This is a genomic window from Ramlibacter sp. (assembly GCF_035655895.1).
GTDB lineage: Bacteria > Pseudomonadota > Gammaproteobacteria > Burkholderiales > Burkholderiaceae_C > Ramlibacter.
This window is the reverse complement of record NZ_DASRTN010000004.1, coordinates 217,202-235,186: the sequence shown is the minus strand read 5'-3', so window position 1 is coordinate 235,186 and position 17,985 is coordinate 217,202. Positions and strand designations below refer to the sequence as shown.

Here is a 17,985-nt window from a genome sequence, read left to right as displayed (position 1 = left end):
GTGGCTCCTGCGCGCAGGAGCCACGACAACCCGGCCCAGACCCGCCCGCCCCGGCGGGTTTGGTCCTTCAAGCGTTTGAGAGAAGTGCGTGTATGTCTGACACCAACAACGTGAACACCGGCGTCCCCGGCGAGGAAAGCTCCAACTTCCAGCCGCAGATCGACACCAACCAGGCGGGCGCCAGCGCGGCCTACGGCGAGTCGTCGATCCAGATCCTGGAAGGGCTGGAGGCGGTGCGCAAGCGGCCCGGCATGTACATCGGCGACACGTCCGACGGCACCGGCCTGCACCACCTGGTGTTCGAGGTGGTCGACAACTCGATCGACGAGGCCCTGGCCGGCCACTGCGACGACATCGTCGTGACCATCCACAGCGACAACTCCATCAGTGTGGTGGACAACGGCCGGGGCATCCCGACCGGCATCAAGATGGACGACAAGCACGAGCCCAAGCGCTCGGCCGCCGAGATCGCCCTGACCGAGCTGCACGCCGGCGGCAAGTTCAACCAGAACAGCTACAAGGTCTCGGGCGGCCTGCACGGCGTGGGCGTCAGCTGCGTGAACGCGCTCTCGAAGATGCTGCGCCTGACGGTGCGCCGCGAGGGCAAGGTGCACGTGATGGAGTTCAGCAAGGGCATCCCGCAGAACGCCGCCACCGAGATGCGCGACGGTGTCGAAGTGCGGCCCATGACCATCCTGGGCGACACCGACAAGCGCGGCACCGAGGTGCACTTCCTGCCGGACACCGAGATCTTCAAGGAGAACAACGACTTCCACTACGAGATCCTCTCGAAGCGGCTGCGCGAGCTGTCCTTCCTGAACAACGGCGTGAACATCAAGCTGACCGACGAGCGCTCGGGCAAGACCGACGACTTCTCCGGCGCCGGCGGCGTCAAGGGTTTCGTCGACTACATCAACAAAGGCAAGAGCGTCCTGCACCCGAACGCTTTCGTCGCCATGGGCGACCGCCAGAGCGACCAGAACACCAACATCGGTGTCGAGGTCGCCATGCAGTGGAACAGCGGCTACAACGAGCAGGTGCTCTGCTTCACCAACAACATCCCGCAGCGCGACGGCGGCACCCACCTGACCGGCCTGCGCGCCGCGATGACGCGGGTGATCAACAAGTACATCGAGGAGAACGACCTGGCCAAGAAGGCCAAGGTCGAAGTCTCCGGCGACGACATGCGCGAGGGCCTCACCTGCGTGCTCAGCGTCAAGGTGCCCGAGCCCAAGTTCTCCAGCCAGACCAAGGACAAGCTGGTCTCCAGCGAAGTGCGCGGCCCGGTCGAGGACGTGGTGGCCCGCACCCTCAGCGACTACCTGCAGGAGCGGCCCAACGACGCCAAGATCATCGTCGGCAAGATCATCGAGGCGGCCAAGGCACGCGAGGCCGCGCGCAAGGCCCGCGAGATGACCCGCCGCAAGGGCGTGCTCGACGGCATGGGCCTGCCGGGCAAGCTGGCCGACTGCCAGGAGAAGGACCCCGCGCTGTGCGAGATCTACATCGTCGAGGGTGACTCCGCCGGCGGCAGCGCCAAGCAGGGCCGCGACCGCAAGTTCCAGGCCATCCTGCCGCTGCGCGGCAAGATCCTGAACGTGGAGAAGGCGCGCTACGAGAAGCTGCTGACCAGCAACGAGATCCTGACGCTGATCACCGCGCTGGGCACCGGCATCGGCAAGGCCAGCACCACGGGTGGCGGCAACGGCGCCGACGACTTCAACGTCGCCAAGCTGCGCTACCACCGCATCATCATCATGACCGACGCCGACGTCGACGGCGCGCACATCCGCACGCTGCTGCTGACGTTCTTCTACCGGCAGATGCCCGAACTGGTCGAGCGCGGCCACATCTACATCGCGCAGCCACCCCTGTACAAGGTCAAGGCCGGCAAGGAGGAGCTGTACCTGCAGGGGCAGAACGACCTGGACGCCTTCCTGCTGCGCATCGCGCTGAATGGCGCCAGCGTCAGCACCGGCGGCGACGCACCCACGGTGATCAGCGGGGAGACGCTGGCCGAACTGGCGCGCAAGCACCAGGTGGCCGAAGGCGTGATCCACCGCCTGTCCGGCTTCATGGACCAGGAGGCGCTGCGCGCCATCGCCGACGGCGTGCACATCAACCTTGACACCGTGCCGGAAGCCGAAGCGTCGGCGCTCGCGCTGCAAGCCAAGCTGCAGGAACTGGACCGCATGACCAACGCGGCGCCGGCCGAGGTGGCCAGCGAGTTCGATGCGCGCACCGACAAGCCGATCCTGCGCATCAGCCGCCGCCACCACGGCAACGTGAAGTCCAGCGTCATCACCCAGGACTTCGTGCACGGCGCCGACTACAAGGCGCTGGCCGACGCCGCCGACACCTTCCGCGGCCTGCTGCACGAAGGCGCCACCGTGCGCCGCGGCGAAGGCGAGCGCGCGAAGGAAGAGCGCGTCAACGATTTCCGCCAGGCCATGCGCTGGCTGATCGGCGAGGCCGAACGCAGCACCGCGCGCCAGCGCTACAAGGGCCTGGGCGAGATGAACCCCGAGCAGCTGTGGGAAACCACGATGGACCCGAACGTGCGCCGCCTGCTGCGCGTGCAGATCGACGACGCGATCGAGGCCGACCGCGTGTTCACGATGCTGATGGGCGACGAGGTGGAGCCGCGCCGGGATTTCATCGAGACGAACGCGCTGCGGGCGGCGAACATCGACGTCTGAGAAGCGGCAGCGTCGGCGCGCGCGCGGCATCCGCCGCGGCCGGCAGCTTCGCCCTGACCCCACGGCGCGGTCGCAGCTGCGACGGTCAGGCGGCCAGCCGTCCCCGATCCGGTGCCTCATGGCCGCAGTCGACGACCGGCAGGCCCGCCGGCCGCGCCTGCCGCGCTTCGCGCACGAAGCGCTCCAGCGTGGTCTCGGCCAGGGGCAGGTGCGAGCTGGCGCGCCAGGCGGCCAGCTCCGCGCCGTCCGCGTCGCGGCTGCCGGCGCCAGCCACCAGGGTCGGGTCGCGGTCGGCCACTGCCGCCAGCACGGAGGCGAATTCCGCCTCGGTCCAGCTCTCGCGCGGGAGGAAGGACACCGGGCCGCGCACGCCGTCCAGCAGCAGGTCGAGCACACCATCCACCAGGTCGGGGCCGTAGACCAGGTCCCAGGGGGCGCTGGCCGCGTCGAGCGGCTGCGCGCGGTCGAGCGCATCGAGCATGGCAACGGCGGGGGCTGCCCGGTCCCAGGGCGTGTACACCGGCCCCGTGCAGGCCAGCAGCAAGGCCCCGGTCTGCGCCTGCGCGCGCGCGGCGCCGTCGAACCGCGCGAAGGCGGCACACGGCACCCCCAGCTGCTCGCCGGCCTGCACCAGCTGGTCGCGGCCGCCGCGCCCCGCTGGTGGCAGTGTCTCGTTCGCCCACGACGGACACAGCCGGTCGCGATCGACGGCGTCCAGCAGCGCCCAGGGCTGCAAGCGCCGCAGCACGGCAACGGCCTCCTGCTCGCCGGCCAGCACGTAGTGCAGCCCCCGGCTCTCGCAGGCGCGTGCAACCACCTGCGCGAGCGGCCCGTCGTCCGACACGATCAGCAAGGCGGCAGCAGCCTGCGGGTCCGAGCGATCGGCCGGCAACTGGAACAGCCGGTCGTTCGACGGTGGCGTGTCCCGGAAGCGCGACTCGCGCCGCCACCAGCCGGGCACGTGCAGGCCGGGCGCCACAGGCGTGCGGCCGCTGGCGAGGTCGCGCAGCACGTGCGCCAGCAGCGTGGGCCGGGGCTGGCCCGAGCGCACGTCGAAGACGCCCGGCTCGTAGTGCCCGGCCGAGCGCGTCACCATCCGGTTCCAGTCGTACGAGCCGAGCAGCGACCACGCCGTGACGGCGCGGATGTCGACGCCTTCGCGCCGCAGCTGCCGCGCCGTGTCCCAGACCTCGACGAACCAGCGCACCTGCTCCTCGCGGCTGGTGCCGTTGTGGCACTCGGTCACGGCGATCGGCAGGCCGTAGCGCGCCCAGGCCTGCGCCAGCAACGCGGCCGGACCGAGCACGCCGGTGCGCAGGTGCCGGATCGCATCGACGTCGACGTGCGGGGTGCCGTCCGCATCCCACACCCGGCGGTCGGCCAGCGAGCGGTGCTCGTAGCGCTCGAGCCGGTGGTCGAACAGGCGCTCGCTCGACAGGTAGTGGTTGACGCCGACCACGTCGGGCGGGCACGGGTCGTCGGCGATCTGCCGCAGGCGCTCTTCCAGTCCGAAGGCCACCAGCCGATCCCACAAGGCGTGGCCGGGGACGACGTGGCCGCACAGCAGGTCCCAGGTCATCCACCGGCGCTCGTTCACGTGGTCGGCCTCGGCCTGCAGCGGAGGGGTCGCATGCACGAACCCAAGGTCGTCGGTCTGGATCAGCCGGGCGGCGGGGTTCACCGCGCGGATCGCCCGCATCGACAGCCGCGTGGCGTCGATCTCGTTCAGCAGCACGCGCCAGAAGGCGCCTTCGTCCGCCAGGTGCGGATACCAGAAGCCGTACAGGGCACTGAAGCGCGCCGTCGTCAGCGGTTCGTTCACCGGCGTCCAGTCGCGCACCCAGGGATAGCGCCGCGCCACCAGTCCCGCATGCCGGGCCAGGCCGGCCGCGAAGGTGTCGTGCAGCAGGCTGGTGTAATGCGGGCCGCTGCCGTGGTGGCACAAGGTCAGGATCGGCTGCAGGCCGAGCCTCTGAAACTCGGCCATGCGTCCGTCGGTCCAGGCGAAGTCGCAGGCATGCGGGTGCCGCGGTGCGATGCGCTCCCACAGCGCGGGATACCGCACCGAGCGCATGCCCAGGCCGGCCACCAGTTCGAGGTCGCTCACCCGGTGTTCATGGCCGCTGAGCGGGGTCTGGTCGAACCAGCGGTCACCGACCCGGTTGACGGTGCATTCGTGGCCGCCCCACAACTCGATCTCGAGGTCGGACGAAGGATTGGCGGCAGCGGCCGGCGGGTGGTGTGAAGGCATGCAGTGGCCCACCCGAGTGATCGGGCCGGGCTCCAGGAAAAAGGGGGAGGGTGGAGGGGCGCGCGGCGTGCGCGCCAGGACAAGGGGCGAGGCGCAGGGGTCGGTCAGGGCACCGGCCGGCCGGCGGAGGACCTGTGTTCGCGCAGGTCACGTGGGGTTGGCATGGACACAGTCTGTGGCCGACCCGGACGCCACGGCGTAGGACGGCCTTGTTGCGTCGCGCCGGCCGCCGGCCGGAGGGCACGCGCCATCCGCCTGCGTCGACCAGGCCCCGTGCGCCGTGCCTCCGACACGCCCGGGCACCTCCCGGACAGCATGCGCAGATGGGCGACCGATCCCGATTCCTGCAGGCACTGCACGCGCGACGCCGGTGTCCGCGAAGGGAGCGGGCCGACTACATCGGCGGGCTGGCCAAGGCAGATTCCGATGTGTTCGCGATTGCCACCGCGGGCGGCCGACACCCGCTCACCGGCTGGCCGTGCCGCGGCACGGCGTGCCCGAGATCCTGAGCGTGATGTGCACCGGCATAGCTGACTCGGCCGGCAAGTGGGCCTGCTTGGTGGGGTTGCCAGGCCAGAGCGGCGTCAGCGGCGGGATCATCGCCGTGGTGCCCGGCCGCGTGGGGTTGGCAGCCTTCTAGCCGCCGCTGGACCGCTCGGGCCACCGCGTGCGCACCGTGCACGGCCTGCGCGAGCGCTCCGGGGCGTGGGGGGCTGGACCTGTTCGGCCAGTTGGGCGAGGAAGGCTGAGGCGCGCGCCGCGCCGCAGGGTCAGTCTGCCGCGTTCTGCATCGGCCGGGGCAACTCGCCCGCGGGCGATGCATGGCCCAGCTGCACCCGCACGTCGTGCACGCGGTCGCCCACAGCCGCGATGGCGGCACGCAGGCGCTCGGGCGTGGTGCTCAGGCGCCGGGCCCAGGCCTGCACCGCCTGCTCGTCGCCAGCGGGGATGCGCTCGGCGTCCTGCCGGGCAAGGTTGGTCGCGTCGTCCGCCATGATCCCGATGGGATCAGTGACCGCTGCCCAGCATCAGCGCCTGCATCCGCTCGCGCCAGAACACCACGGCCGAGCGGGCTTCATTGACCCGCCGCTCGCAGGCGCCCTTGCGCAGTTCCTCGCGGAAGGTGGCGACGGCGGCCTTGAGCATGGTGCGCGCCACATCGAGCGAGCGCGAGGTCGCATCCAGCCCACCGGGTGGCGCCACCGGCGTCGGGGCCGGCTTGGCACGGCTCACCAGATCGGTCGCCTTCTTCAGGAATTCACGCACGTTCCACCATCCTTTCCGGCCCACAAGCTTGCCGCCGGCGCGGCGTCCGCGGTGTAGGCAGACGGCGCGTCCACGCGGCGCATCGCGTGAACATCCGCCACCGCGCACCGACCGGCCTGCGGCCGAGCATGTAGGACGCCTGCGCGTTGGCGCCAGGCCGAGCTCGACGCGGGGCGGCCGCCCCGCAGAATCGGCCCCCCGTCCCCACCGGAGCATCCCGATGCGCATCGGCCGCCTCTTCCCACGCTTGCTGCTCGCCTGGCTGGCGTTGCTGATGGCGGGCTGCGCCGTCGTCGGCCCGGTGCGGCCGGACGACGTGGCAGGCAAGACCTTCGTGGTCACCGGCGCCTCCAGCGGCTTCGGCCGCGGCGTGGCCCAGCAGCTGGGCGCGATGCGCGCCAACGTCGTGCTGGCGGCGCGCCGCACCGACCTGCTGCAGGAGGTCGGCACCCAGGTGGCGGCGGCCGGCGGGCAGGCGCTGGTGGTGACCACCGACGTGGCCCGCCCCGAGGAGATGGCGCGGCTGGCACAGGCGGCCGTGGCGCGGTTCGGCCGCATCGACGTCTGGATCAACAACGCCGCCGTCGGCGCGATCGGGCGGTTCGAGGACATCCCGGTGGCCGACCATGCCCGGGTGATCGACGTGAACGTCAAGGGCGTGATCCACGGCAGCCACGTGGCGATGCGGCAGTTCCGGGCGCAGGGACAGGGGTCGCTGGTGAACATCGGCTCGGTGGAGAGCGAGGTGCCGCTGGCCTACCACGCGTCGTACTCGGCCTCCAAGGCCGCCGTGCTGTCCCTCGGCCGTGCGCTGAACGAGGAGATCCGGCTCAGCGGTCAGACGGGCATCTCGGTCTCGACCGTCATGCCCTGGGCGACCGACACGCCGTTCTTCACCCACGCGGCGAACTACAGCGGCGGCACGCCGCGCATGGTCCTGTTCGACGATCCCCAGAAGGTGGTGGACGCGATCGTGTGGGTCTCGCTCCATCCGCGCGAGGAGCTGCCCGTGGGCTGGAAGGCCAGCCTCGCGACGTTCTCGCACTGGCTGGCGCCCGATCTCACGGAGCGCATCTCCGCCGACATCGTGCAGCGCCAGCAGTTCGACACCGCGCCGCCGGCACCGCCCACCGCCGGCTCGCTGCACGCGCCGATGCGCGAGGGCCGCGCCATCGAGGGCGGCGTGCGCGAGCGCATGCAGCGCGAGGATGCTGCGCGCCGGGACCCGGCCCCGCCGCAGCGCTGAGGCGGCACCGCGCCGGGCAATCCCGAGCGCCCGGCGGGACTGCTGTCGCGAGCGCGGGCCGCCGCCGTTATCCTCGCGCATGCCCCGCACCGCCGTCATCGACTTCGAGACCACCGGCCTGTCGCCCACCCTGGGAGATCGCGCCACCGAGGTCGCCATCGTGCTGATGGAAGGCGACCGCGAGGTCGACCGGTTCCAGAGCCTGATGAACGCCGGCGTGCGCATCCCGGCCTTCATCGAGGCGTACACGGGCATCACCAACGCGATGATCGCCACGGCGCCGCCCGCGCAGGCCGTGATGGCCTATGCCGCCCGCTTCGTGGGCGACACGCCGATGGTGGCGCACAACGCCTCGTTCGACCGGCGCTTCTGGGCCGCCGAGCTGGAGCGGGCAGGGCAGCCGGCCCGCCATGCGTTCGCCTGCACGCTGCTGCTGTCGCGCCGGCTGTACCCGGACGCACCGAATCACAAGCTGGGTTCGCTGGCGGCCTTCCATTCGCTGCCGTGCTCGGGGCGGGCGCACCGTGCGATGGCCGATGCCGAGGTGGCGGCGGCGCTGCTCGGCCAGATCCGGCACGACCTGCGGCGGCAGTACGGCGTGGGCGAGTGCCGGCACGACCTGCTGCTCAAGGTGCAGCGCAGTGCCCGCCACGCGATGCCGCGCGTGATCGAGAAGTACCTGCAGGGCGCGCCGGCTCAGCCCGCGGCGTAGGCCGCCCAGCCCCTGGCCCGCAGTTCGCAGGCCGGGCACGCGCCGCAGCCGTAGCCCCAGGCGTGCGGCGTCGCGTGGTCGCCCATGTAGCAGCTGTGGGTCTCCTCGCGGATCATCTCCACCAGTGCCGGACCGCCCAGCTGCTGCGCGAGCCGCCAGGTGGCGGCCTTGTCGATCCACATCAGCGGCGTCTCGATCACCAGCCGCGTGTCCAGCCCCAGCCCGAGCGCAACCTGCAGCGCCTTGAGCGTGTCGTCGCGGCAGTCCGGGTAGCCCGAGTAGTCGGTCTCGCACATCCCGCCCACCAGCACGCTGGTGCCACGCCGGTAGGCCAGCGCAGCGGCGAAGGTGAAGAAGAGCAGGTTACGACCCGGCACGAAGGTGTTGGGCAGGCCGTTCTGCTGGTACGCGATGGTCCGTTCGGCCGTGAGCGCCGTGTCGCTCAGCTGGCCCAGCAGCGACAGGTCCAGCAGGTGGTCCTCGCCCAGCCGGGGCGCCCATTGCGGGCAGCGGGACTTCAGCCGCTGCAGGAAGGCGGTGCGGCACTGCAACTCGACCCGGTGCCGCTGCCCGTAGTCGAAACCGACGGTCTCCACATGGGCGTAGCGCTCCAGCGCCCACGCCAGGCAGGTGGCGGAGTCCTGGCCGCCGGAGAAGAGGACGAGGGCGCGCGTGTGCATCGGCCGATTGTCGCCCGCGCCACGCGCGGCCGCGGCCTGCGCGGGGCAAGGCACACTCGGGCCTTTCCTCCGACCGCAGGCCGCGCCCCGTGTCCACCGCACCGTCCTCCGCCGCTCCCGCCGACTCGCTGTTCTCCGCCTTCGGACCGCTGCTGCCGCTGATGGCCATGGTCTTCATCGGCTACATCCCGATGGGCATGGCACTGCCGGTGCTGCCGCGCCACGTGCACGATGCGCTGGGGCAGGGGACCTTCGTGGTCGGCGTCGTGATGGGCGCGCAGTACCTCTCCGCGATCCTGCTGGGCCGCGGCTGGTCGGGCGCGGTGACGGACCTGCGCGGCCCGCGCGCCGCCGCCCTGGGCGGGCTGGTGGGTGCGTGCGGCGTCGGGGCCGTGTACTTCGCTTCGCTGGCGCTGCCGGGGCCGTCGCTGTCGCTCGCCACGCTCGTCGCCGGCCGGCTGGCCACCGGGGTGGCCGAGGCCTTCATCATCACCGCCGCCCTGAGCTGGGGGATGGCGCGGGTCGGGCCCGCCCACGCCGGCAAGGTGATCGGCTGGATCGGCATGGCGCTGTTCGCCGCCTACGGCCTGGGTGCCCCGATCGGCGCGGCCGTGCACGCCCGCTTCGGGTTCGAGGGCATCGCGCTGGCCACCGTGCTGGTGCCGCTGCTGGCGTTCGTGGTCGCACGCCGCATCCCCACGGTGGCGCCGACGCAGGCGAAACGGCCGCCGTTCTACCGGGTGCTGGGTGCCGTCAAGCTGCCCGGTGCCGCCCTGACGCTGGCCTCGTTCGGCTATGCCGCCATCAACGCCTTCGTCGCGCTGCTGTTCGTGCAGCGCGGCTGGGGCAGCGCCGCGCTGGCCTTCACCAGCCTGGGCGCCGGCTTCATCGCCGCGCGCCTGCTGGTCGGGCACCTGCCCGACCGCGTGGGCGGGGCGCGCGTGGCCGGCTGGTGCATGCTGGCCGAAGCCCTGGGCCAGGCGCTGATCGGCCTCGCGCCGGGCGTGCTGGTGGCCTGCGCCGGCGCCGCGCTCACCGGCGCCGGCTACGCGCTCGCGTTCCAGGGCTTCGGCGTGGAGGCGGTGCGCCGCGCCCCGCCGCAAAGCCGTGGCGCCGCGATGGGCGGCTACGTGGTGTTCCAGGATCTCTCGATGGGACTGGCCGGCCCGCTGGGCGGCTGGCTGGCGCTGCACGCGGGCCTGCAAGCCGTCTACCTCGTGGCCGCCGCCGGCGCGCTCGGCGCCGCCGGGCTGGCGTGGTGGATGGTGCGGCGCTGAGCGCGGGCGCCGGCCGGCCACGCACGGGCGGCCGGCGCCCGCTGCCCCCGTCAGACCGCGGTGCGCTCCGGCACTGCTGGCAGGTGCTCGGTGGCCCGGCGGACCGCCGACAAGGCCTGCTCCAGCGCCGCGATGTCGGGCGGCTTGGCCAGGTGGGCATCGAAGCCGGCGTCTGTGCAGCGGCGCCGCGCCGAGGCATCGGCGTAGCCCGACAGCGCGATCAGGTACACCGACTCCGTCGCGGCGTCGGCCCGCAGGGCACGGGCCAGGTCAAAGCCATCCAGCTCGCCGGGAAGGCCCAGGTCGGAGATCACCACGTCGGGCCGCATCTGCCGCGCCAGCGCGAGGCCCGTGCGGCCGTCGTAGGCCAGCTCCACCTGGTGCCCGCCGAGCTGCAGCAGCTCGCCCAGGGTGGCGGCGGCATCGTGGTTGTCCTCGACCACCAGGATGCGCAGCCCCGCGCGGCTGGCCGTGCCCGGTGGTGGCGGGCGCTGCGTCCGTTCGGCGCGCGCCAGCGGCAGCGTGATGATGAAGCGCGAGCCGTGGCCCAGGCCCTCGCTGTCGGCCATCACGCCGCCGCCGTGCAGCTCCGCCAGCCCCTTGGTGAGCGCCAGCCCGAGGCCCAGCCCGCCCTTGCTGCGCGCGATGTCCTGCGTGGCCTGCGCGAACGGATCGAACAGCCGGCCCAGCAGTTCCTTGTCCATGCCGATGCCGGTGTCGCTGACCACGATGCGCACCGTGCCCGGCGGTGCCTCGGGCACGCCCGGCTCCCTCGCCGCGCCGGCCGCGGCGGGGCGGCCCACCAGGGTGCGGACCTCCACCGTGCCCGGCCCCTGCTGGAAGCGCACCGCGTTGGTCAGCAGGTTGCCCAGCATCTGCGCCAGCCGCACCGGATCGCCTTCCACCCAGGCCGGGCCGTCACAGCCGTGCAGCACCAGCCTCTGGCCGGCGGCCTCGAGGCTCTCGCGGTAGTCCTCGCAGGTCTGGCAGACGATCGCGGCCAGGTCGCAAGGCTCCTTGCGCAAGGTCAGCTTCCCGCGCGCGATGCGGCTGACGTCGAGCAGGTCGTCGATCAGGCGGGCCATGTGGCTCACCTGCCGACCGATGATGTCGCGGGTGCGCACCAGCCGGGCGTCCTCGTTGCCGATGCGCTTGAGGATCTCGACCGCGTTGCGCACCGGCGCCAGCGGGTTGCGCAGCTCGTGCGCCAGCACCGCGATGAATTCGTCCTTGCGGCGGTCGGCGTTGCGCAGCGCCTCCTCGGCCTGGCGCTGCGCGTTGACGTCGGTGTTGGTGCCGAACCAGCTGACGATGCGCCCGGCCTGGTCGCGCAGCGGGAAGGCGCGCGAGAGGAACCAGCGGTAGTCGCCATCCCGTCCCCGCAGCGGGAAGGTGTCCTCCCACGGCTCGCCGCTGGCGACGTGGCGACGGAACTTGGCGATCACCCGCGCCACGTGGTCCGGATGGTGCACCCACTGCCAGCCCGCCTCCTTCATCTGCTCCATGCTGGCACCGGTGTACTCGAACCAGCGGCGGTTGTACCAGGTGATGAAGCCGCCGGCATCGGTCATCCAGGCCATCTGCGCGATGTTGTCGGCCAGCGACTGGAACATGGCCGCGTTCTCCTGCAACGCCGCCTGCGCCGCCACCAGCGCCGTGACGTCGGTCTGCGCCAGCACCGCGCCCAGGATGCGGCCCTGCGCATCGCGCACCGGTGCCGCACTGCTGACCACGGTGCGGCGCTGCCCGGGCTGGTCGAACGGTTCGATCTCGACGATGTCCTCGCGCACCGTCTCGCCGCGCAGTGCGCGCGCCATCGCCCAGTCGTGCGCCGCGATCGGCTCGCCCTGCAGCTCGGACTGGTCGGCCCACCAGCCCTTCCACTCGCGGTAGTCGTCCATGCTCTCGGTCCTCGGCGCAGCGCCCCAGAGCCGCGCATGGGCGGCGTTGAACCGCACCGGCCGGCCCTGCGTGTCGGCCAGCACGATGCCGGCCGGCGCGGACTCGAGCGTGGCATCGAGGATCGCGCGTTCGGCCTCGGCCCGGCCGGCCAGCTCGCGCGCGCGCTGCTCGCTCTCGCGCAGGGCCATCTCGGCCCGCTTGCGTTCGGAGATGTCGAGCACAAAGGAAACGCCCAGCGACTCGCCGCTCATCGCCGAGCCGACCAGCACCCAGATGCGACTGCCGTCCGGGCGCAGGTACTCCTTTTCCGTCGGCGCAAGCTGCCCGCTCGCGCGCAGCTGCGGCAAGGCATGCTGGTCCTGCAGCGCGTACTCGGGCGGCGTCAGGTCCGGCAAGCGGACCTCGGCGCCGTGCAGTGCCGCCCGCTCGCGGCCCCAGATGCGCAGCAGTTCGTCGTTGGCGTCCAGCACGCGGCCGTCCAGGTCCCAGCACATGATGCCCAGCAGGTTGGTCTCGAACAGGCGTTGCAGCAGGTCCTGGCTGTGCCGCAACGCGGCTTCGGCACGGCGCTGCTCGGTGCGGTCCAGCACCGAGGCGAGCACCAGGCCCTCGGATTCGCCCTGCAGCAGGTTCAGGCCGATGGCGACCTCGAACAGCGAGCCGTCGCTGCGCCGGGCCAGCCGCTCGCCGCCTGCACCCAGCAGGCGGCGTGCGCTCTCCGGCTCCGCCGGCCGGTCGTCGGCACGCGGTCCCTGCGGCTGGTCGGCGAGCAACTGCGTGATCGAGAGTCCGGCGAGCTGGTCGGCCGCGTACCCGAACAGGCGCGCCGCCTCGTGGTTGGCCAGCGCGATGCGGCCATCGGGCTCGATCAGCAGCATGCCCGAAGGAGACGCCTCGAAGGTCTGGCGCACCCGCCGCTCGCGCGCGGCGAGCGCGTGCTGCGTGGCCAGCAGCTGCGCGTGCTCGCGCCGCAGGTGCTGCAGCGCGATCCGCCGCGTCGCGATCAGCCAGGCCGAGAGGCCACCGAGGCCGACGAAGAAGCCGAACCTGGCCCACTCGCGCGCGTCCTGCGGCACCCACGTGAACCGCGGCTCGGCCTGCAAGGCCTGGCCTCCGACCGCGCACAGCACCACCGCCAGCAGGCCCGGTCCCAGCCCGCCGATCCAGGCCGCCAGCATCGGCGCGGCAAGCAGCACGATGAACCGGGGCTGGCCGGGCATCAGCGGCTCGATCGCCTGGTGCAGCCCGAGCACGGCCACCGCCAGCAACGCCGCGACGAGCCAGGCGCGCAGCGCCACCCAGCGGCCTGATGGGGTCGGTCCCGAAGGCATGTCGCGTCAATCTAACGATTGCAGCCCGGCCATGCATGGCACGGCGGTAACTTGTGCTGGACTTCTTTTCCCGCAGCGCCATCATCGGGGCTGCTCAACGATGGAGATCGCGATGGCGATGGCGGTGCTGGTGCTGGGATTGGTCCTGTTCCTGGGCGTGCACTCGACCCGCATCGTCGCCGAGGACTGGCGCAGCCGGATGGTCGGCCGGCTGGGCGAGAACGGCTGGAAGGGGCTGTACACGGGGGTGTCGCTGGCTGGATTCGCCTTGCTGGTGTGGGGCTACGGCCTGGCCCGGCAGCAGCCGGTGGCACTGTGGGCGCCCCCGCGCGGCATGAACCACCTGGCGGCCTTGCTGATGCTGCCGTCGTTCGTGCTGCTGGTCGCCGCCTACGTGCCGCGCAACGGCATCCGCGCGCGCCTGCACCATCCGATGGTCCTCGGCGTGAAGCTCTGGGCACTGGCGCACCTGCTGGCCAACGGCAACCTGGCCGACGTGGTGCTGTTCGGCGCGTTCCTCGCCTGGGCGGTGCTGGACTTCCGCTCGTTGCGCCGGCGCGACCGGGCGCGCCAGACGGTGTTCGCGGCGGGCACGACGGCCGGCACCGCCACTGCGGTGCTGGTCGGTGCGGCGCTCTACGCCGTGTTCGTGACGTGGGCGCACGCCCGTCTCTTCGGCGTGAGCCCGCTGGGGTTCTGAGCCGACCCAGCCGGACGGCTCAGCGCGAGAAGACGGTTTCGACGCCGGCCGTGGCGCGGCCGTCGGCAAGATCCTGGTCGGCCTGCACCGCGCCAGCGGCACCGTCCGCACCGGCGGCCCCCGCTCGTTCGGGGGCGGCGTCCCGGCCCGCATGGCCATGCGAGCCCCGGCCGGTGATCTCCTGCAGTGCGTCGATGCGGCGCGAGGCGTCCGCCTTGCTCAGCGTCTCGTCGAACGGCTCCTTCGCCTCCTCGCTCAGCGTCTTCAGATAGGAGCGCTGAGCGCCGGTCATCGGCTCGTCGCCGGTGACCCAGTCGGCCGGGTCCTTCTCCATGTTGGACTGCTCGGCCATGGATTGGGTGTGCTTGTCTGTCATGGGTTGCACTCGTGGGCTGTCGATAAGCACAGTGTTCGTGCCGTCGCCGGCCCGGGCTGTAGGCGCGATTCGCATCCGGCTGACAGTGATGCTGTTGCGCCCGCTTGCAGCGCGACACAACGCATGACGTGGGCCCGACGTCGTCCGACACCAAGGCCGAGATCGTCCTTTCCACAATGGCCGCAAGAACCTTCAAGGAGAACCCACATGGACGATCTCAAGGCACCGAGGCCACTGGCCGTGGTCACCGGCGCTTCCTCGGGCATCGGCTACCACCTGGCCTGCATCGCCGCGGCGCACGGGTATGACCTCGTGGTGGCCGCCGACCGGCCGCTCGAGGAGGCGGTGGCTGCCTTCAAGGCGGCCGGCGCCGAGCGGGTCGACGCGGTGCAGACCGAACTGGCGAGCCGGCAGGGCATCGACGAACTGATGGCCAGGCTGCAGGGGCGCGAGGTCGATGCGCTGTGCGCCAACGCCGGACACGGCCTGGGCGGCGCCTTCCTGGAACAGGACTTCCAGGACGTGCAGCACGTGATCGACACCAACGTGACCGGCACGCTCTACCTGATCCAGCAGGTGGCGCGCGGCATGACGGCGCGCGGACAGGGCCGCATCCTGGTCACCGGCTCGATCGCCGGCTTCCAGCCCGGCGCGTTCCATGCTGTCTACAACGGCAGCAAGGCGTTCGTCGATTCGTTCGCCCAGGCGCTGCGCAACGAGATGAAGGACAGCGGCGTGACGGTCAGCCTGCTGATGCCGGGCCCCACCGACACCGAGTTCTTCGAGCGCGCCGACCTGCTGGACACCAAGGTCGGGGCGGACATGAAGAAGGACGATCCGGCGATGGTCGCGCGCATGGGCTTCGACGCGATGCTCAAGGGCGAGGCCGACGTCGTCGCGGGCTGGAAGAGCAAGCTGCAGGTCGTCGGCTCCAAGGTGATGCCGGCGCAGGCCGTCGCCGAGGCGCATCGCAAGCTGGCCGAGCCCGGCTCGGCCAAGCACAACCACCCCGAGTACGCGCAAGTGCACCCCATCGGACCCCACGAGGACAACCAATCATGAGCAAGAAGCAGGACTTCCTTCGCAGCGAGCAGAGCCGGGACAAGCATCCGGAGAAGATGATGGCGGGCAGCGCCGCCGACCTGTCGGCCCGCAGCCAGGCCAAGGGCAATCCGGCGGACCACCAGCAGCCGCACACCCCGAAGCTGAGCAACGACCACAACAAGGTCGGCGACAAGGCCCCGACCCAGACCAACCAGGGCCAGCGCACCCCGCAGAGCCGCCACGACCGGCAGACCATCAGCGGCGGGCCGATGAACGTGGTGCAGGCGCGCACCGGCGGCAAAGGAGCCGGCCGCGGGCCGCGGGGCGGCGGCACCGTCGGCGGCGGCGCCGGCTGACCCCGGGCACCGAATAGCCGAGCAGGGCCGTGGGGCGCACGGCCATGGCTACCATCCGGCGCCATCCGCTGGAGGTGTTCATGGCCCGTGTCCCCCTGGCCTACGTCGCGGCACTGGTCGCGATCGGGGTTCTCGATTTCATCTGGCTGCGCCTGGTCGCCACGGCGTGGTACGAGGCCGGCATGGGCCACCTGATGGCCGCCCGGCCCCACCTGGCGGCCGCGGCGGCCTTCTACTTCCTCTACCCGGTGGGCGTGCTGGTGTTCGCCGCGCTGCCTGCCGCCGGCGATCCGGTCCGGGCGCTGCTGCTCGGCGCGCTGTTCGGCGCCTTCTGCTACGGCACCTTCGATCTCACCAGCCTGGCGGTGCTGCGCGATTACCCGGCCTGGCTGGCACTGCTGGACATCGGCTGGGGCGCGTTCGTGAGCGCGTGCGGTGCGGTGGCCGCAGCGCTCGCCTGGCGCGCGCTGGCAGCCTGAGCGGCACCGTCCGGATCGCGCCGCTGCCAGGGTTGCAGCCGCTGGGCGCTACTCGCGGCGCAGCGCGAGTTCCAGGTTCGCAAGCATCCGGCTCCAGCCTTCCTCGGTGCGCTCGAGCATCTCGCGCGCATCCTCGGCCAGCCCGAGGTCGTGGCGCAGGGTGAGCTCGCAGCCGTCGCCCTGCGGCTCGATGTCGATGATGACCGTGGTCTCGTGCGACTGGAACTGCGGCAGCGAGAAACTGAAGGCGATGCGGCGGGGCCGGTCCAGCTGCAGGAAGCGGCCGCAGTGCTCCACGTCCAGGGTGGTGTCGGGCGCGCCTTCCAGCCGCCGGTGGTCCACGATGGTGAAGGTGCCGTTGACGCCCGGCTCGATCTCGCAGCGGATCACCTGGCCGGCCGGGGCCCGGAACAGGAAGTGCCGGGCGATGTCGGGGTCCAGCCAGGCGTCGTAGAGGGAGTCGGCGGTGCAGGCAAAGGCACGCTGCACGCGCACGATGGTGGAGGTGACCATGCGCGGTTATCGCCGGGGCGGCGCCGCCGAGTCAAGCTGAACGAGGCGCACCAGGCGCGGGTCGTCAGCGCGCGTCGGGCAACTCGATCTTGACCTCCAGCACCTCGAGGTTGTCCTGGCGGTCCAGTTGCACCTTGATGTCCTTCGGGTCGATCTTGATGTACTTGCCGATGACCGCGACCAGGTCGCGTTGCAGATCGGGCAGGTAGTCGGGCTCGGCGGCATTGCGGCCGCTGCGCTCGTGCGCCAGGATGATCTGCAGGCGCTCCTTGGCGACGCTGGCGGTCTTCTTCTTTTCGCCGAGCAGGAAGGAGAGGAACGACGCCATGGTCAGCGACCCCCGAACAGGCGCTTGAGGAATCCCTGCTTCTGCGCGTCGACGAAGCGCAGCGGCTTGTCCTGGCCCAGGAAGCGGTCCACCACGTCCTTGTACGCCTCGGACACGTCGCTGCCCTTGAGGTGCACCGCGGGCGTGCCCTGGTTGCTCGCCTGCAGCACGCTCTCGCTCTCCGGAATCACGCCGATCAGCGGGATGCGCAGGATGTCCTGGATGTCCTCCAGCGACAGCATCTGCCCCTGGTCGACCCGGTTGGGGTTGTAGCGCGTGATCAGCAGGTGTTCCTTGATCGGCTCCTTGCCTTCCATCGCGCGCTTGGTCTTGGACGACAGCATGCCCAGGATGCGGTCGGAGTCGCGCACCGAGGAGACCTCGGGGTTGGTCACCACCAGCGCCTCGTCGGCGAAGTGCATGGCCATCAGCGCACCGGTCTCGATGCCGGCGGGCGAGTCGCACACGATGTACTCGAAGCCCATGCCGGCCAGGTCGTCCAGCACCTTCTCCACGCCCTCGCGGGAGAGCGCTTCCTTGTCGCGCGTCTGCGAGGCGGCCAGCACGAACAGGTTGTCGCAGTGCTTGTCCTTGATCAGCGCCTGGTTCAGCGTCGCCTCGCCCTGGATCACGTTGATGAAGTCGTACACCACGCGCCGCTCGCAGCCCATGATCAGGTCGAGGTTGCGCAGGCCGACGTCGAAGTCGATGACGGCGGTCTTGTGGCCGGCCAGCGCCAGGCCCGAGGCGAAGCTCGCGCTGGTGGTGGTCTTGCCCACCCCGCCCTTGCCGGAGGTGACGACGATGATCTTTGCCATGGGGACT

At 71.5% G+C, this 17,985-nt stretch carries 18 protein-coding genes; 9 read left to right on the top strand and 9 right to left on the bottom strand.

Going from position 1 to position 17,985, the window contains the following annotated elements; translation table 11 throughout:
- Nucleotides 1-92 precede the first annotated feature (92 nt).
- Nucleotides 93-2,699 carry a DNA topoisomerase (ATP-hydrolyzing) subunit B gene (gene gyrB / locus VFE82_RS03105; protein ID WP_324998773.1) on the top strand — a complete coding sequence of 869 codons (2,607 nt, stop codon included), beginning with the start codon at nt 93-95 and terminating at the stop codon, nt 2,697-2,699.
- A gap of 85 nt (nt 2,700-2,784) precedes the next feature.
- Here the strand turns inward: gyrB and VFE82_RS03100 are convergent, their stop codons facing one another.
- Nucleotides 2,785-4,950 (bottom strand): family 1 glycosylhydrolase, encoded by a 2,166-nt coding sequence (locus VFE82_RS03100; protein WP_324998772.1) that lies wholly within the window; start codon nt 4,948-4,950, stop codon nt 2,785-2,787.
- 280 nt (nt 4,951-5,230) lie between these two features.
- On the opposite strand from VFE82_RS03100, the gene VFE82_RS03095 reads away from it, so the two are divergent.
- The gene (locus tag VFE82_RS03095; RefSeq protein WP_324998770.1) at nt 5,231-5,590 is read left to right on the top strand and encodes a glutaminase; all 360 of its coding nucleotides are present in this window, start codon (nt 5,231-5,233) and stop codon (nt 5,588-5,590) included.
- 130 nt (nt 5,591-5,720) lie between these two features.
- Here the strand turns inward: VFE82_RS03095 and VFE82_RS03090 are convergent, their stop codons facing one another.
- Nucleotides 5,721-5,945 (bottom strand): DUF3606 domain-containing protein, encoded by a 225-nt coding sequence (locus VFE82_RS03090; RefSeq protein ID WP_324998769.1) that lies wholly within the window; start codon nt 5,943-5,945, stop codon nt 5,721-5,723.
- A gap of 13 nt (nt 5,946-5,958) precedes the next feature.
- Nucleotides 5,959-6,216: a hypothetical protein gene (locus VFE82_RS03085; protein WP_324998768.1), complete on the bottom strand. Its 258-nt coding sequence runs from the start codon at nt 6,214-6,216 to the stop codon at nt 5,959-5,961.
- A gap of 220 nt (nt 6,217-6,436) precedes the next feature.
- Here VFE82_RS03085 and VFE82_RS03080 point away from each other — a divergent pair, with 220 nt between their 5' ends.
- Together VFE82_RS03080 and VFE82_RS03075 are read left to right on the top strand one after the other, a co-directional pair.
- The gene (locus VFE82_RS03080) at nt 6,437-7,462 is read left to right on the top strand and encodes an SDR family NAD(P)-dependent oxidoreductase (RefSeq protein WP_324998767.1); all 1,026 of its coding nucleotides are present in this window, start codon (nt 6,437-6,439) and stop codon (nt 7,460-7,462) included.
- Nucleotides 7,463-7,541: 79 nt separating this feature from the next.
- The gene (locus VFE82_RS03075; RefSeq protein ID WP_324998766.1) at nt 7,542-8,174 is read left to right on the top strand and encodes a 3'-5' exonuclease; all 633 of its coding nucleotides are present in this window, start codon (nt 7,542-7,544) and stop codon (nt 8,172-8,174) included.
- On the opposite strand, the gene queC is transcribed toward VFE82_RS03075, so the two are convergent.
- A complete protein-coding gene (gene queC, locus VFE82_RS03070; protein WP_324998765.1) occupies nt 8,159-8,854 on the bottom strand; it encodes a 7-cyano-7-deazaguanine synthase QueC in 696 nt (231 codons plus the stop codon). The genes VFE82_RS03075 and queC overlap by 16 nt on opposite strands.
- 89 nt (nt 8,855-8,943) lie before the next feature.
- Between queC and VFE82_RS03065 the strand changes: the two genes are divergently transcribed.
- A complete protein-coding gene (locus VFE82_RS03065; RefSeq protein WP_324998764.1) occupies nt 8,944-10,131 on the top strand; it encodes an arabinose transporter in 1,188 nt (395 codons plus the stop codon).
- Between the two features lie 50 nt (nt 10,132-10,181).
- On the opposite strand, the gene VFE82_RS03060 is transcribed toward VFE82_RS03065, so the two are convergent.
- A complete protein-coding gene (locus tag VFE82_RS03060; protein ID WP_324998763.1) occupies nt 10,182-13,364 on the bottom strand; it encodes a PAS domain S-box protein in 3,183 nt (1,060 codons plus the stop codon).
- A gap of 118 nt (nt 13,365-13,482) precedes the next feature.
- Between VFE82_RS03060 and VFE82_RS03055 the strand changes: the two genes are divergently transcribed.
- A complete protein-coding gene (locus VFE82_RS03055) occupies nt 13,483-14,064 on the top strand; it encodes an NnrU family protein (RefSeq protein ID WP_324998780.1) in 582 nt (193 codons plus the stop codon).
- 19 nt (nt 14,065-14,083) lie between these two features.
- Here VFE82_RS03055 and VFE82_RS03050 read toward each other — a convergent pair whose 3' ends face one another.
- Nucleotides 14,084-14,416, bottom strand: a complete 333-nt coding sequence (locus VFE82_RS03050) for a DUF3072 domain-containing protein (RefSeq protein WP_324998762.1) — start codon at nt 14,414-14,416, stop codon at nt 14,084-14,086.
- Between the two features lie 231 nt (nt 14,417-14,647).
- On the opposite strand from VFE82_RS03050, the gene VFE82_RS03045 reads away from it, so the two are divergent.
- The 3 genes from VFE82_RS03045 to VFE82_RS03035 all read left to right on the top strand — a co-directional run bounded on the left by VFE82_RS03045 (nt 14,648) and on the right by VFE82_RS03035 (nt 16,319).
- Nucleotides 14,648-15,502: an SDR family NAD(P)-dependent oxidoreductase gene (locus VFE82_RS03045; protein WP_324998761.1), complete on the top strand. Its 855-nt coding sequence runs from the start codon at nt 14,648-14,650 to the stop codon at nt 15,500-15,502.
- Complete coding sequence (locus VFE82_RS03040) at nt 15,499-15,840, top strand: hypothetical protein (RefSeq protein ID WP_324998760.1); 342 nt, start codon at nt 15,499-15,501, stop codon at nt 15,838-15,840. Before VFE82_RS03045 ends, VFE82_RS03040 begins: the two co-directional genes overlap by 4 nt.
- A gap of 80 nt (nt 15,841-15,920) precedes the next feature.
- On the top strand, nt 15,921-16,319 hold the full coding sequence (locus VFE82_RS03035; RefSeq protein ID WP_324998759.1) for a DUF2177 family protein: 399 nt from the start codon (nt 15,921-15,923) through the stop codon (nt 16,317-16,319).
- Nucleotides 16,320-16,367: 48 nt separating this feature from the next.
- Here VFE82_RS03035 and VFE82_RS03030 read toward each other — a convergent pair whose 3' ends face one another.
- The 3 genes from VFE82_RS03030 to minD form a co-directional block, all read right to left on the bottom strand.
- A complete protein-coding gene (locus VFE82_RS03030; protein ID WP_324998758.1) occupies nt 16,368-16,832 on the bottom strand; it encodes an SRPBCC domain-containing protein in 465 nt (154 codons plus the stop codon).
- Nucleotides 16,833-16,896: 64 nt separating this feature from the next.
- Nucleotides 16,897-17,160, bottom strand: a complete 264-nt coding sequence (gene minE, locus VFE82_RS03025; protein WP_324998757.1) for a cell division topological specificity factor MinE — start codon at nt 17,158-17,160, stop codon at nt 16,897-16,899.
- Nucleotides 17,161-17,162: 2 nt separating this feature from the next.
- Entirely contained in the window at nt 17,163-17,978 is an 816-nt protein-coding gene (gene minD / locus VFE82_RS03020; protein WP_324998756.1) for a septum site-determining protein MinD, read from the bottom strand.
- Between the last annotated feature and the right edge of the window lie 7 nt (nt 17,979-17,985).

Bases quoted from the DNA above. Each gene is read 5' to 3' on its own strand.
- minE (WP_324998757.1), bottom strand. From the start codon at position 17,160: ATGGCGTCGTTCCTCTCCTTCCTGCTCGGCGAAAAGAAGAAGACCGCC.
- VFE82_RS03080 (WP_324998767.1), top strand. From the start codon at position 6,437: ATGCGCATCGGCCGCCTCTTCCCACGCTTGCTGCTCGCCTGGCTGGCG.
- VFE82_RS03055 (WP_324998780.1), top strand. From the start codon at position 13,483: ATGGCGGTGCTGGTGCTGGGATTGGTCCTGTTCCTGGGCGTGCACTCG.
- VFE82_RS03035 (WP_324998759.1), top strand. From the start codon at position 15,921: ATGGCCCGTGTCCCCCTGGCCTACGTCGCGGCACTGGTCGCGATCGGG.
- gyrB (WP_324998773.1), top strand. From the start codon at position 93: ATGTCTGACACCAACAACGTGAACACCGGCGTCCCCGGCGAGGAAAGC.
- queC (WP_324998765.1), bottom strand. From the start codon at position 8,854: ATGCACACGCGCGCCCTCGTCCTCTTCTCCGGCGGCCAGGACTCCGCC.
- VFE82_RS03050 (WP_324998762.1), bottom strand. From the start codon at position 14,416: ATGGCCGAGCAGTCCAACATGGAGAAGGACCCGGCCGACTGGGTCACC.
- VFE82_RS03100 (WP_324998772.1), bottom strand. From the start codon at position 4,950: ATGCCTTCACACCACCCGCCGGCCGCTGCCGCCAATCCTTCGTCCGAC.
- VFE82_RS03045 (WP_324998761.1), top strand. From the start codon at position 14,648: ATGGACGATCTCAAGGCACCGAGGCCACTGGCCGTGGTCACCGGCGCT.
- VFE82_RS03030 (WP_324998758.1), bottom strand. From the start codon at position 16,832: ATGGTCACCTCCACCATCGTGCGCGTGCAGCGTGCCTTTGCCTGCACC.
- VFE82_RS03075 (WP_324998766.1), top strand. From the start codon at position 7,542: ATGCCCCGCACCGCCGTCATCGACTTCGAGACCACCGGCCTGTCGCCC.
- minD (WP_324998756.1), bottom strand. From the start codon at position 17,978: ATGGCAAAGATCATCGTCGTCACCTCCGGCAAGGGCGGGGTGGGCAAG.
- VFE82_RS03060 (WP_324998763.1), bottom strand. From the start codon at position 13,364: ATGCCTTCGGGACCGACCCCATCAGGCCGCTGGGTGGCGCTGCGCGCC.
- VFE82_RS03090 (WP_324998769.1), bottom strand. From the start codon at position 5,945: ATGGCGGACGACGCGACCAACCTTGCCCGGCAGGACGCCGAGCGCATC.
- VFE82_RS03040 (WP_324998760.1), top strand. From the start codon at position 15,499: ATGAGCAAGAAGCAGGACTTCCTTCGCAGCGAGCAGAGCCGGGACAAG.